This window comes from Albimonas sp. (assembly GCF_055129145.1).
In genome coordinates, this window is record NZ_JBSRTQ010000116.1 from 1 (window position 1) to 13,658 (window position 13,658).

At 67.2% G+C, this 13,658-nt stretch carries 10 protein-coding genes; 3 read left to right on the plus strand and 7 right to left on the minus strand.

Going from position 1 to position 13,658, the window contains the following annotated elements; translation table 11 throughout:
• Positions 1-74 precede the first annotated feature (74 nt).
• The gene (locus ACTB72_RS16070) at positions 75-1,646 is read right to left on the minus strand and encodes a polysaccharide biosynthesis/export family protein (RefSeq protein ID WP_463038018.1); all 1,572 of its coding nucleotides are present in this window, start codon (positions 1,644-1,646) and stop codon (positions 75-77) included.
• Between the two features lie 291 nt (positions 1,647-1,937).
• Between ACTB72_RS16070 and ACTB72_RS16075 the strand changes: the two genes are divergently transcribed.
• Entirely contained in the window at positions 1,938-2,633 is a 696-nt protein-coding gene (locus ACTB72_RS16075; protein ID WP_463038019.1) for a sugar transferase, read from the plus strand.
• A gap of 106 nt (positions 2,634-2,739) precedes the next feature.
• Positions 2,740-3,873: a glycosyltransferase gene (locus ACTB72_RS16080; RefSeq protein ID WP_463038020.1), complete on the plus strand. Its 1,134-nt coding sequence runs from the start codon at positions 2,740-2,742 to the stop codon at positions 3,871-3,873.
• A 117-nt stretch (positions 3,874-3,990) separates the two neighbouring features.
• On the opposite strand, the gene ACTB72_RS16085 is transcribed toward ACTB72_RS16080, so the two are convergent.
• The 6 genes from ACTB72_RS16085 to ACTB72_RS16110 form a co-directional block, all read right to left on the minus strand.
• On the minus strand, positions 3,991-4,821 hold the full coding sequence (locus ACTB72_RS16085) for a CpsD/CapB family tyrosine-protein kinase (protein WP_463038021.1): 831 nt from the start codon (positions 4,819-4,821) through the stop codon (positions 3,991-3,993).
• A 94-nt stretch (positions 4,822-4,915) separates the two neighbouring features.
• Positions 4,916-6,535, minus strand: a complete 1,620-nt coding sequence (locus tag ACTB72_RS16090; protein WP_463038022.1) for a GumC family protein — start codon at positions 6,533-6,535, stop codon at positions 4,916-4,918.
• 33 nt (positions 6,536-6,568) lie between these two features.
• Positions 6,569-7,684: an ExeA family protein gene (locus ACTB72_RS16095; RefSeq protein WP_463038023.1), complete on the minus strand. Its 1,116-nt coding sequence runs from the start codon at positions 7,682-7,684 to the stop codon at positions 6,569-6,571.
• Positions 7,685-7,744: 60 nt separating this feature from the next.
• The gene (locus tag ACTB72_RS16100; RefSeq protein WP_463038024.1) at positions 7,745-10,201 is read right to left on the minus strand and encodes a tetratricopeptide repeat protein; all 2,457 of its coding nucleotides are present in this window, start codon (positions 10,199-10,201) and stop codon (positions 7,745-7,747) included.
• Between the two features lie 388 nt (positions 10,202-10,589).
• Complete coding sequence (locus ACTB72_RS16105) at positions 10,590-11,966, minus strand: hypothetical protein (RefSeq protein WP_463038025.1); 1,377 nt, start codon at positions 11,964-11,966, stop codon at positions 10,590-10,592.
• A gap of 44 nt (positions 11,967-12,010) precedes the next feature.
• Positions 12,011-12,709, minus strand: coding sequence for a polysaccharide biosynthesis/export family protein (locus ACTB72_RS16110; protein WP_463038026.1), 699 nt, complete (start codon positions 12,707-12,709; stop codon positions 12,011-12,013).
• A gap of 377 nt (positions 12,710-13,086) precedes the next feature.
• Between ACTB72_RS16110 and ACTB72_RS16115 the strand changes: the two genes are divergently transcribed.
• Positions 13,087-13,658 (plus strand): sugar transferase (locus tag ACTB72_RS16115; RefSeq protein WP_463038027.1); only part of this gene is annotated, 572 nt, incomplete at its 3' end.

A 13,658-nucleotide genomic window follows, 5' to 3' on the forward strand; every position in this document is an offset into this window, starting at 1 on the left:
CGCGCCCCCGGGGGCGCGGCCGTTTCGTTTTAGCGCGGCGCCGGCGGCGGGACGCGCCCGCCGCCGGCCCCGGATCAGTTGGAGACGTTGGCCACCTGCGCCGCCTGGCTCAGCAGGCTCGGGGTCAGCTGGTTGATGACCCGGCTCCAGATGGTGATCGGCTGCTCGGCCACGAACACCACGTCGTTGGGCCGCATCTCGAACAACGCCGCCGTGGTCAGGTTGGCCGCGTTGGAGGCGTCGAGATGATAGGCATCGATCCCCCCGACCCGGCTGGTCGCCGGCGTGGAATGGCGGCGCAGCACGTAGATCTGGCCGTAATCGCCGTAGTTGGTGTTGATGCCGCCGCTTTCGAACAGCATGTCGGCAAGGTTGCGCCGGCCCTCGAACGGCAGCGGAGACCGGCGCGGGGCCCGCACCTCGCCCGCCACATAGACGTAGTCGCGGGCCACCGCGCCCAGCTCGAGCCGGCTGAGGAAGGTGGACCGCTGCTCGGTCGCGATGGCGCGGGCCTCGGCGTTGCGGGCGATCTCGAACTGGCTCGCCTGGATCCGCATCTGCGCGAGCTGCTGACGCAGCTGCGCCTTCTGCATCTCGAACTGGGCGATGGTGATGCCGAAGCGGACGTCGTCGATCTCGGCCTGGCGCTGGCGGAAGGCGAATTCCCGCTCCCGCAGCTCGAAGTCGCGCAGCTGCAGCTGCTCGGTGAAATAGGCCCGCGCCTGGGTCAGGTCGTAATCGGTGTCCACGAACACCGCGTCGCCGTCCTTCAGCAGCACGTCGCGCAGCGCGTCGTCGCCGTAGATGGCGCGCAGCGGGGCCTGGTAGACTTGGCCGCCGCGGAACAGGCGCACCACGGTGTAGTCGAGGTCCTGGGCCTGCACGCCGCCGGCGAGCTGCAGCGCCTCGGACAGGTAGAGCGGCTTCAGCGTGATCGGCGCGACCTTGGGGGCCGCCACCGCGCCGCCGATCGACACCCGCTGCGAATTGAAGTCGGAGATCTCGAGGCTGAAGGACGGGTCGACGCCCTGGCTGACCAGCGCCTGGAAGATGGCGTCCTCCGCCTCCTCCAGCGTCGAGCCGGCGACGCGGATGCGGCCCACGTCGGGAATGGCGATCGCGCCGTCGTCCTGCACGATGTAGCCGCGGCGCGAGGTCTGGGCGTTGAGCAGGCTCGGCACATCCTCCAGCGTCGCGCCCTGGGTATTGGCCGAGACCAGCAGCGTATCGGCGATGCCGATGCGATAGGGCTGCGGCTCTCCGGTCTCGGGCAGATCGACCTCGGCCGCGGTGGCCGGCGGCTGCAGCGCGGTGGCGGTGGGCGGCAGCGTCTCGGCCATCGCGTCGACGGAGCCGGCCTGGGCGTAATCGGCGTCCGGCAGCGTCGGCATCGCGGACGAGCTCGACGGGACGCTGTCAGGCGGCGTCGCCGGCATGGGCCGGAAGGTGTCGGGCAGACGGGCCGGGACGTAGGCGTCGAGATTGGCTTCCGTCGCGGTCTCGAAGGTCAGGGGAATGACCTGGACATCGGTGGTGGCGCCATCCGAACCGCTTCTGACGCTTCCGGTCTCATAGACATCGGGCGAAGTGTACAGCAGCCCGCATCCCCCGAGCGCAAATGCGGCGAGCACGACAGTCACCCTCATGAACAGATCCCTCATTTTCAGCAACGCAGCATGACGATCACCACGGTCATCGGCGTGGCATAGCATTCCATCCGCTTGTCGTTAAGGCGAAATTCCACGTCGTGGGTGGTTCGCCGCAGGCTGTGCGCCTGCGACCGCATGTCCCCGAAGAAGGTTAATCCCGAGTTTTGCGTTGAGTTTGACGCAATTTGCAGGATACTTGCCACTGTGTGGGATGCGGCGACGTCGGAATCGGCGTGGTCGAAGTCGAGTGTTCGGGCGCCAGGGGGCGTCTGCGGATACGGGGTGAGTATGAAGCATTTGCAGCCTGACGGACAGTTTTATGCTGTGGACGCGATTACGCCCGCGTCGGGACCGTCATTTGCGCGGACACTATATGAATCCGGAGGCAAGCGTGCGCTTGATCTGCTGCTGGCGCTTGCGCTGGCGCCGGTTCTGGCGCCCATAATCCTGGGTCTTGCCATGGTCGTCTGGGCGACGGACGGCGGCAAGCCGTTCTTCGGCCATACGCGCGTCGGCCGCGGCGGGCGCAAGTTCCGCTGCTGGAAGATCCGCTCGATGGTTCTGGACTCCCAGGACCGGCTCGAGCGGCATCTGCGGGAGAACCCGGCCGCGGCCGTCGAATGGCGCGCGACCCGCAAGCTGAACGACGATCCGCGCATCACCCGGGTCGGCGCGCTGATCCGAAAGACCTCGCTGGACGAGCTTCCGCAGCTGTGGAACGTCCTGCGCGGCCAGATGAGCTTCGTCGGGCCCCGCCCGGTGCCCGAGGACGAGCTGAACGAATGCTACGGCGCCGCCCGCTCGGTCTATTGCGCGCTGCGTCCGGGAATCACCGGGATGTGGCAGGTCTCGGGCCGCAACGACGTGTCCTACGCGCATCGCGTGGCGATGGATGTGGAATATCTGAGCCGCATGTCGGCCGGGCTTGACCTGTGGATCGTGCTGCGCACCGCGATGGTGGTGGTTCAGCCGACCGGCAAGTGAGGCGACGCGGGGCCGCGCGACGGCCCGACCTTCGATCCGCTTGAAACCTTATCGCCGCCGGGACCATGGTCCCGGCGGCGTCATGTCCGGCAGGGAGTTTTCGCGGATGCGCGTGGCCATCATCCACTACTGGCTGGTCGGAATGCGGGGGGGCGAGCGCGTGCTCGAGCAGCTCTGCCTGATGTTCCCCGAGGCCGACATCTACACCCATGTCGCCGACCCGGAAAAGCTGAGCCCGCTGCTCCGCCGCCACAAGATCACCGAGACATTCATCGGCCGCCTGCCCGGCGCGAAGACGCATTACCAGAAGTATCTGGCGCTGATGCCAAGGGCGCTGGAGAGCCTCGATCTGACCGGCTACGACTTGGTGATCTCGTCCGAAAGCGGGCCCGCCAAGGGCGTGATCCCGCCGCCCGACACCGCCCATATCTGCTACTGCCATTCGCCGATGCGCTACATCTGGGACCAGTATCACGCCTACAAGGACGGGCTGTCCTGGCCGATGAAGCTGGCTTTCGGGTGGCTCGCGCCCCGCCTGCGGACCTGGGACGTGATCTCGTCCAACCGGGTGGATCAGTATGTGGCGAACTCGTCCTTCGTCGCGCAGCGCATCCAGCGCTGCTGGCGCCGCGATTCGGTTGTGGTGCACCCGCCGGTGGACCTCGAGGCCTATCAGCCGGCCCCGGCCCCGGGGGCGGACGCGCCCTACCTGTTCCTGTCGGAGCTGGTGCCCTACAAGCGCGCCGACATCGCCATCGAGGCCTGCGCCAAGCTCGGCCGCCGGCTGCAGGTGGTCGGCTCGGGGCCGGAGACGGAGCGGCTGAAGGCGATGGCCCCGGCGGGGACCGAATTCCTCGGCCGGGTGCCGGACGAGAAGATGCGCGCGCTCTACCAGTCGTGCCGCGCGCTGCTGTTCCCCGGCGTCGAGGATTTCGGCATCGTGCCGCTGGAGGCGATGGCCTGCGGGCGCCCGGTGCTGGCCTATGGCCGCGGCGGGGCGCTGGACACGGTGGTGGACGGCGACACGGGGCTGCTGTTTCACGAGCAGACCGCTGAGGCGCTGGCCGCCTGCATCACGCGCTTCGAGACCGAGCTGGAGCCGGGGCTCGACCCCGCGCAGCTCGCCGCGCATGCCGGGCGTTTCGGCGAGGCGACGTTCCGGGCCAACATGTGGGCCGCGATCCGGGCCGCGGCGCCGGGGCTGAACCTGGACGAGGCCCCGCCCGCCATCCCCGCCTGAGACGGGGGCCGGGGGATGCCCCCCGGACCCCCAGCCGCGCCGTCGTGAAAACGCCCGCCCCGGGGTCCCGGGGCGGGCGTTTCGCATCGGCGTCGGGCCCCCGGCGGGGGGCGCAGATCACATGTAGTCGTATTCGTAGTAGGAATAGGACTCGGAGCGCAGGTCGTATTTGTTGAGGATCACGCCGGCGAGCGGAATGATCTCCGACAGCTGCCGCTCGCAATCGTCGAGATTGCGGACCGAAGTGATGCCCGAGGCCGCGATCAGCAGCGCGCAGTCGGCATAGGCCATGAACGACATGGCGTCGTCCGAGGCCAGCAGCGGCGGCAGATCGTAGATCACGATGTCGGGCTGCAGGACGCGATACATCTCGTCCAGCGCCTTCTTGGCATCGGGATGCTGCAGCAGCTCGGCCGAATGACGGAAGCTCTGCGAGGTCGGACCGATGGCGAGGTTCTCGCCAAGCCGGATGAAGAACTCCTCCGGCTTCACGCCGCCCATCAGATAGTCGCCCATCGACAACTGGCTTTCGAGCCCGATGTTCTTGCGCACCTGCGGCCGTTTCAGGTCGACGTCAGCCAGAATGCAGCGGATGTTGCGCTGGCGCGAGAAGCTGAACGCCAGGTTGGTCGCGATCATGGTCTTGCCGCAGGACATGGTCGGCGAGGTGATCGCGATCGACTTCCAGTTGTTCGCCTCCATCATGCGCAGGATCTTGGTGCGCAGGATGTCGAACGGCACATGCGCCGGGTCGTCCTTGGAGAAGGTGACCACGCGGTTGCGGGTCAGCACCTCCTCATCGGGTTCGAGCTGCTGCAGCGCCAGCCAGCCGGGCGGCGTGTTGCGCTCGGTCAGCTCCGTGCGGACCGGCGGGCGCGGCTGCTCGAGCCCGACCACGCCCTCGCGCGCTTCCTTGGCCCGGTTGATCGCCGCCTTGATGCGTTCCATGACATGCGCCTTTCAATGCCGGGCCCCGCGGCGCACGCGGGGCCCATTGGGCTCGGGTCCCGGGCCCCCGCAAAGGGGACCCGGCACTCGGGGCTCAGAATTTCAACCGGCTCCGCACCAGCTCCAGCAGGGCGTCGAGTTCGGTGGCGACCATCACCTTGCGCATCAGCATGTCGAGCGGCAGGTAGTAGACGTGCAGCAGCACCAGGCAGGCGATCGTGCCGCCGATGGAGATCACGATCAGCGACCACTTCACGCGGGATCTGCGGCGCAGCTCCTCGTCGGTGTAGATGTAGGGAATCACCGCCAGCGGCTGCATGTCGAGCGTGTTGATGATGTCCGAAGGCCGCCGGATCGCCTTGTTGAGGAACTCCAGCAGGATGATCAGCGCCAGCCCGCCGCCGCCGCCGGCACCCACGCCCATCACCAGGATCTTGATCCGGTTGGGCTTGTTGGGGCTGTCGGGCACCACCGCCTCTTCGATCACCTCGAAGCGCTCGGCCTGCTGCTTGAGCTCCAGCTGCTCGCCGGTGGCCGACACCGCCAGTTTGGAGCGCGCGTCCGAATACTGCTGCTGCAGGTTGCCGTAGTTGCGCTGCAGCGCCGCCAGCGCCATCTGGGTGTTCGGCGTCTCGCCGATCGAGCGCTGAAGCGACGCCTCCTGACGCTCCAGCTGGACCGTCTCGTCGGAGATCTGGGAGAGGCGGATGTCGACCTGCTCCATCTGCTGACGGATCTGCTTCATCTGGGTTTCGACCAGCTGCGAGGACGTGTCCTGCAGCTGTTCGTCCATCTCCTTGCGCTCCTGCGCGATGGCGTTGTCGAGCGAGGCGATGCGGGTCCGGAGCGCCCGGATCTCGGGGTGCTGTTCGGAGAGCAGCGCCGAGCGCAGCTCGAACTCGCGCTGAAGCTGCTGCTTGATCTTCTCCGATTCGGTGAGCGGCCGTTCCTGATTCGCGAGATTCTCGGGGTTCTCGATGATCTCCAGCAGCTGCTTGCGCCGCTCCTGCAGATTGGCGTCTTCGCGGTCGAGCAGCTGAAGCTGCTGCTGCACGCGCTGCAGCTGCGTGGTGCGGAAATCGAGGGTCTCCGGCAGGGTCTCGCGGTTGGCGCGCTTGAAATCCACCATCTCCGCTTCCACGGCGGTCAGCTCGCCGCCGAGCCGCTGGGTTTCCTGTTCGAAGAACTCGTAGGTGTCCGCCGCGCGCCCGGTGCGCAGCTTGAGATTGTTCTCGAGGATGCGGGTCACGTATTCGCCCGCAACCCGCGCCGCGACCGTGCCGTTGTCGGCCGAGAACGAGACCCTGAACACCACCGCCAGACTGGCATCGCCGCGCTTGGCGCTGTCCAGCGCATCGGCCTGGAACGAGGACTGCTTGCGCATCTCGTCCACGATGTCGGAAGGCGACATCTCCCGCCGGTCGCGGAACACGTTGTACTCCGCCGCGATCTCCAGAAGATTGTCGCGGGTGAGCAGCCGCTGCTGGATCACGCGCAGCCGCTCCGCCGCTTGGCTGGTCACGGTGGACTGCACCAGATTCGTAGGGATCTGCTGCGATTCCACCAGGATCTTGGCCGACGACGTGTACGCCGCCGGCAACAGCACGGCCGCGGCCGCGAATCCCGAGAAGATCACCACCGCGGTCAGCAGGAAAATCGGAAACCGCCGAAGCAGGACCGAAAACAGAAAGCGGGGATCGAGTTCGTTAGGCATATTGCGTCTCAACGCTTTCTTGCGGACGGCGGGTCAGACCTGTCGGTCCCATACGCCATAAAACACATTCTGCTCTTCGCCGTCTTGGTCGTCGGCGTCGCGCGTTCCGGCCTGGCGCTGGGCCCCGGCCTCACGGCGTCCCGGCGCGGCGGCGTCAGGGGCCGATTCGACGGGATCCGCGACATGCGGCTGTCCATCATGGGGCTCGCCTGAAATCGCGGCCCGAGATGACGTATGGTCGACAAACGAGGCGGGGTCGTGACGAAGCGCGTCCGCGCCATCCTGCGCCGCAGGCATGGAGAGCGCTTCGTCGACCCGGAACATCCCCGAATGCCGCCGATCCTCGAGCACGTCGCGCACCAGGGCGGTGTCGACCACCGACCGCTCCTCCGAATAGGCGTAGACCAGCGCGTAATCGCACAACTGGTTGATCAGCCGCGGAATGCCTCGGGCCGCCACGTGGATCATCGCCCGCGGATGCGGCTCGAACACCTCCCGCGTCGCGCCGGCATGGGCGAGGCGGTGCAGGATGTAGGCGTCGGTCTCCTCCGCCCTGAACGCCCGCAAATGGAAGTCCGAGGCGATGCGCTGCGCGAACTGCTGCAGCACGGGCTGGCGCACCAGCTCCCGCAATTCCGGCTGGCCGACGAGAATCAGCTGCAGAAGCTGATCCTTGTCCGCGTTGATGTTGGAGAACATCCGCAGCTCCTCCAGCGCCAGGGGCGAGAGGTTCTGCGCTTCGTCGAAGATCAGCGCGGTGCGCCGGCCTTCGGCGTAGACGTCGATCAGGTAATCCTGGAACTGGCGGAAGAGCGCGACATAGCCCAGCCCCGGCTCGACCGGCTGGCCGAGCGACATCAGCACCCAGTGCAGCAGCTCGCCCCGGTCGCCCTGGGCGTTGGAGATCAGCCCCACCGAGAGATCGGCCGGCATGTCGTTGAGCAGCTTCCGAACCAAGGTGGTCTTGCCCGACCCGATCTCGCCGGTGATCATGGTGATCGGGGCGTGGGTGGCCATGCCGTATTCCAGCATGGTGTAGGCCTTCTGGTGAGGGCCCGACCAGAACAGGAAGTCGGGATCGGGCAGCAGCGAAAAGGGCCGCTCCCTCAGCCCGAAGAACTCGTCGTAAAGCCGGGTTAGATCACGCATCGCACGCCCATCCTGAACCGGCGGGCCTGGGGGGCGCCGCCTGTCTCGCGTCAAACGCGGTCACTGATTGATCTGCCCCTGCTTCGCTTTCTTGTCCCGCTCCGCTTCCAGCGCCTCGATGCGCGCGAGCACGTCCCGGGCGCGGTCGGCCTGGGAGAAGTTGACCTGGTCGGACAGGCTCAGCGCCCGGTTGATCTGGCTGCGGGCCTGACTGTATTCGCCGGTCGCCGCCAGAGCCACGCCGAGATGGTACTGCACCAGCGGATTCGTCGGCAGCTGATCCGCCGCCCGCCGCAGCAGGGGCACCGCGTCGGCCGACGATCCGGTCAGGTGCAGGAGCCATCCGTAGGTGTCCGTCAGATAGGGCTGGTCCGAACCGCGGAAGCGCTTGGCGATGTTGAACGCCCTTTGCAACTGCTCCGGGTCCGAGGCGCGGTGATCGGCCAGCAGGCTGGCGAAGTTGTTGGCGATGACGGTCGAGGACGGGCGCTGCTTGTAGAGATCCTCATACACCTCGATCGCATCATCGAACTTGCCCTCGTATTCCAGCTGCATGGCCTGGGTCAGCCGCAACGATACGTCGTTGTCATTAAGCGTCAGACCCTTCCGAAGGGTTTCCGTGACCTGGGCTTCCTTGCCCATCGAGTTGTAGATCCGCGCCAGGCTGGCATAGGCGGCCGCATTGCCCGGCTCCACCTCGATGGCCTTCAGCAGGTCGGCCTCGGCCGCCTCCATGTCGCCCTGGCTCGACAGGATCGAGGCGCGCAGCACCAGCGCGGTCACGTCGTCGGGCTGCGTCTCGAGACGCTCGGTCAGGTAGGTGCGCGCGCGGTCCACGTCGCCGCCCGCGAGCAGCGCGCGCACCAGCGCGATCACCCCGGAGGAGCCGTCGCCGCTGTCGTCGCCCTCCTCCACCACGCTCTCGAGAATGTCGGCGCTTTCGCTGAACTTGCGCTGCCCCAGCGCCGCCGCGGCCAGCAGGCGGTCGGCCACGTTGTCCTTGGGATCGATGACCTTCAGACGCTTGGCGATGTCCTCGGCTTCCGACCAGGTCTGCTTGCGCAGCTTGAGCTGGGCCAGCGCCACCAGCAGATCACGGGTTTCGCCCCGCTTCTTCAGCGCCTCGTTCATCACGCTTTCGGCCACGTCGGGCTTCTGCGCGCGGATCAGCGCCTCGGCGTAGCGCAGGGTGATCGGCACATCGAACGACGATTCCTGCATCGCCTGGGCCAGCCGCTCCAGCGCAAGTTCGCGCTGACCGTTGCGGTCGTAGGCCGCGGCCAGCGTCAGCATCACGTCGACGTTCTTGGGGGCCACGTCGAGCGCGGCGCGCAGATCGCGGATCGCGGCCTCGTTCTGGTCCGAGGCCATGTAGCGCGAGGCGCGCAGTTGCAGCGCATCGGCGTTCTTGGCGTCGGCGGAGATCACCGCGTTCAGCAGAACGTCCGCCGCGGCGAACTCCTCGTGCTTCACATGCAGCTTGGCCCGCTCGAGGCGGGCCTTGTTCTGGTCGGCGCCGGTCCGTTCGGCGATCAGCCGGTCGAGCCGCTCGATCGCCGCGGCCTCGTCGCCTTCGCGCAGGTCGAGCGTGGCGATGGCAAGCTCGTATTCCACCATCGGGTTTTCGCCGGAGGCGAGGCGCACCAGCTCCTCGCGCGCCTTGGCCGGGCCATGCAGCGCGTTGACGAAGCGGGCGACGTCGAGCGCACGCTGGAAATCCTTCGGATTGTTGTCGGCGATGGCGCGGTACTCAGCCTCGGCCAGATCGTACTTGTTCTTGTAGACATACCAGCGGGCCAGCGCTTCGCGGAACTGGTCGGTGCGCGGGAAATGCGTGACCAGCCGCTCGAGCTGCGGACCGATCTCGTCGGTCTTCTCCAGCGTCTCCAGCACGCCGAGCCGGACCACGTTCAGGCTCAGATCGGCTTCGTCAAGGGCGATGCCGGCATCGAGCAGCGCCAGCGCGCCCTCCGGATCGCCGGAATCGACGCGGTCGGCGACCAGAACCAGCCTTGTGGTGACATTGTCGGGGATCTCGTCGATGACGCGCTGCGCGACCTTGACCGCCTCTTCGCGCTTGCCGCGCTTGTAGTCGACCGAAGCCTTGATTCCGAGCACCCGCGGGTCATCCGGCTTCAACGCATAGGCGGCCATGACATAGCTCTCGGCCTCGTCGAGCTGGTTGGCGACGAGCATGATCTCGGCGACTTCGAGCCGGGCGAGATACTGCGCGGGATCGAGCTCGGCCACCGCGCGGAACTGGCTGAGCGCGCCGCGGATGTCGTTGCGGGATTTCAGGTAGAGGCCCAGTTCGTAGCGGGCTTCGACATGGGACGAATCGAGCTTGATCGCGTTGCGGAACTCGAGCTGGGCCTTTTCGGGCTCGCCCTGCTCCAGCAGCGCCAGACCGCTTTCGTAGTGGCCCTGGGCACGTTCCTCGCCGGAGTCGCAGGCGGCCAGCCCGAACGTCGCCAACGCCAGGAAAGCCGCAGTGAACGCATGAGCGCGAAAAGTCATACCTGTCTCATCCCCTGGGCCAGCCTGCTCGGCCGCACGCGAGCGCCCGCGCTTCGCGAGCCTCGTCCCCGTGCGGCATGTCCCCCGGCGGCGTCTCCGCCGCATAGCGCGACGCCGCGTCCCACACTCCACCGGCATGGCCGATGGACCCATCCGGCGCCGACCGAATCGACGCCATGAATCATCCGTGGTGTAACGTGACCGGTGTGTCGAATCCAAGTCGAACTAACGTTATCGGCTGTCAGCCGCACCGTCTGATTCCCCATGAACGCGATTTTCAGCTAAGACGGCGGCATGGAATTACGACGCCGCAAAGCCAACACCGCCGTTTTCTACGCGTCCGCGACCCTCAGCGGCAAGCGCAGCGTGGTCGCAGCAGCCCCCCGGGTCACGGCAGAAGCGAGAAATTCCGACGCAACGTCAACGACACCCGATGCGAGGTCGTCATCCCGTCCGAGTCCTCGATGCGGAACACGTAGCCGAGATTGGCGCTGGTCTCTTCGGTCAGTCGGTAGGACAGGCTGGCGTTGACGCTGTAGGCGGTCTCCGAGCTTGTGCTGCCATCGGTATAGGCGGCGCCGAGCCCGGCCTCGCCGGAGGTGCGCGGATTGACCTGCAGGGTGTAGGCGCCGCGGAGGTTGTAGCGGGTGATCTCCCCGCTCGACTCCGCTTCGTCCAGCGGGGTCTGCAGGCTGGACGACGCCGTGGCGCGCAGCGATTGGGTCGCATCGATGCGTTGGTCCAGCACGGCGCTCAGGCTGGTCACGTTGCTCGAAACGCCCTTGTCCGACGGCTGGATCGCATTCGACACGCCGCCGCTGAACGTCGTCGGGCCGGCCACGTAGCGCGCGCCGATCGAGGCGCGGATGCCCGGCTGGATCTCGGACGCCCGCTGGCCGCCGCTGATGAAGCTGACGCTCGGGCCCACCGAAATGTCGAAGGTCTGGTTGGGCGTGCGCGCGTAGCCGAGCGACGGCGCGGCGAAGAGCGTGACGGTGTTGCGGTCGGCGTCGTCGTCGGTCTGGATCACGGTGACGCCGGTGCGCAAGCCGGTGCTCCACGAAGACGACGCCTGGTGCGACCAGCCCGCCCCGAAGTCCACCGTGGTCGACGGCGAATAGAGGCCGCCGGTGTCGTCGAGATAGTCGGTCCGGCGGGCGGAGGCGCTGAACTGCAACGTTTCGGTCGAGTTGACCGTATAGTCGTAGGCCGAACCGATCGAGAAGATCGCGCGCAGCGTCTCGTCGGTGTCGCTTACAAGGCCGATCTCCGGCGTCGGCTCCGGATCGGTCGGATCGACGGGATCGGTCGGGTCGGTCGGCAGCAGCACGAAGCTGGTCGAACTGAACTCCACCGGCTTGACCGAGGCGTTGAAGTTCAAAGACAGAGCCTGGTCGCTGCGCTCTCGCCGATAGCCGCCCGAGACGTTGGGGAACAGGCCGGAGATGCTGTTGTTGCCGGTGTCGCCGGAATAGGCGTTGTAGCGCAGGCTGCTGCGCAGGTTCATCGACTCGGTCGGCGTGACGTTCTCATAGGCCAGGTTGAGCGTGGTCTCCGCGCCCAGCGTGCCCTTGGCGTCCGGGTCGAGCTGGTAGTTGGTGTCGCCCAGCAGCTTCTCGGAGATCGAGCCGGTCAGCGACTGGTCGCCGGCATGGGCGGCGGCGGCCAGCAGGCCGGCGCCGCCGACGAGGGCGGCCGAAGCCAGCGCCGCGCGTCCGAGACGGCGGCCGGACTCCCCGGTCCTGACATAGTTGCGCCTGCTCATGAAGCGGTCCCGTGCAGCGGCGGCGAGGTCGTCCGCGCGCCGGATCAGTCGAACAGGCCGCGTTCGGCGGCGAAGATCACGTCGCCGGGCAGGATCTCGATGTCCCCCTCCAGCATCAGACCTTCCTCGAACCGCTCGTAGTCGAAGACATGCACGGTCTCGACCCCGGCCTCGTCCTTGCGGCGCAGCAGGATGCGGTCCTTGGCGGCGTAGGGGGTGGGCCCGCCGGCCATGGCGATGGCGGTCAGCAACGTCAGCGGCTCCACCGTCTCGATCCGCCCGACATTGGCGAAGGCGCCGACCATGTAGAACCCGTAGGGCTCCTTCTCCGGATCCACTGCGTCGTCGAGGATCGGGGCGAGGCCGGTGACCGAAACGGTGACCGTCGGCGTGATCTGGAACCCGCGCGAAAGACGTTCCCGCAGCTTCGACTCGACCTCTTCGGGCGAGCTGCCCGCGGCCATCACCGTGCCGGCGATGGGCATGGAGATGCGGCCGTCAGGCCGGACGAGGATGATACGGTTGAGATTGGGATCCTCGAGCACCGAAACCGACAGCGTGTCGCCCGGCCGCAACGAGTAGTAGGAGGAGCCGCTGCTGGACGCGGCGAGCTCGGCCGCGGTGGCGGCCGACGAACCTTCCGTCTGCCCGTCGGAGGCGAGGGCCTGCGCGATGCCGGAGGACGGGATGGAAATCAGCAGCGCGGCGACGAGGGCCGACGCCGGAAAAGCAAACCTTGGCAAGATGTCGCCCCTCTCTCTTCCGATCTGGCTTGAAGACGGTTCTCACTCAATCCGACGCGCTTCGCCACCGTTATCAAGGCGCGGATGAGGCGCCCGGCGCGGGAAGGCATCCTGCGTGGCGCAAACGCCGCACATCAACGCCCCCGTTCGCCCCCCGGATCCGTGCCGGACGGCGACTCGGGACCTGTCGATTTCGCCACGGCTTCAACGCTAACGCAGCGAATTCGTGTTGTGAGGAATCGGATTTTGTGAAACAAGCCGTTAACGAACGGTTCAGGTAGACTCGTGGGGACGAAGCCTGGACGGCGTGGGGAAATCAAGAGTCAGGGTCGCTCCGGCTCCGTTTCCCGAGTGGGTACTCAGGGGGTTTTCAGGTCATGATTCACGACGCCTCGCTTCAGCACGCCTCCGAGGGCGCGGTCGCAAGCGCAAACGCCGACGCGTCTTCGGCCGGTGGCGGCGCGGGTTGGTATGCGTCCTACGGCAAACGCCTTCTCGATCTGACCATGCTCGCCCTGATGGCGCCGGTAGCGGCGCCCCTGGTGCTGCTCCTGGCGATCATGGCCCGCTTCGACGGCGGGCCGTCCTTCTACGCCCAGCCGCGCGTCGGGCGCGGCGGCCGTCTGTTCCGCTGCTGGAAGATCCGCAGCATGGTGGTCGACGCGGACGCCAAGCTCGAAGCCCATCTGGCCGACGACCCTCTCGCCCGCGTCGAATGGGATCGCGACCAGAAGCTGCGCAACGATCCCCGCGTCACCGCGGTCGGCCAGTTCATGCGCTCCACCTCGCTCGACGAGCTTCCGCAGCTGTGGAACATCCTCACCGGCGAAATGTCCTTCGTCGGCCCCCGGCCGTTCACCCCGGAGCAGATCGAGCTCTATCGCGGCGTCAGCTATTACAGCATGCGTCCGGGGCTCACCGGACCCTGGCAGGTCGGCGAGCGCAACCA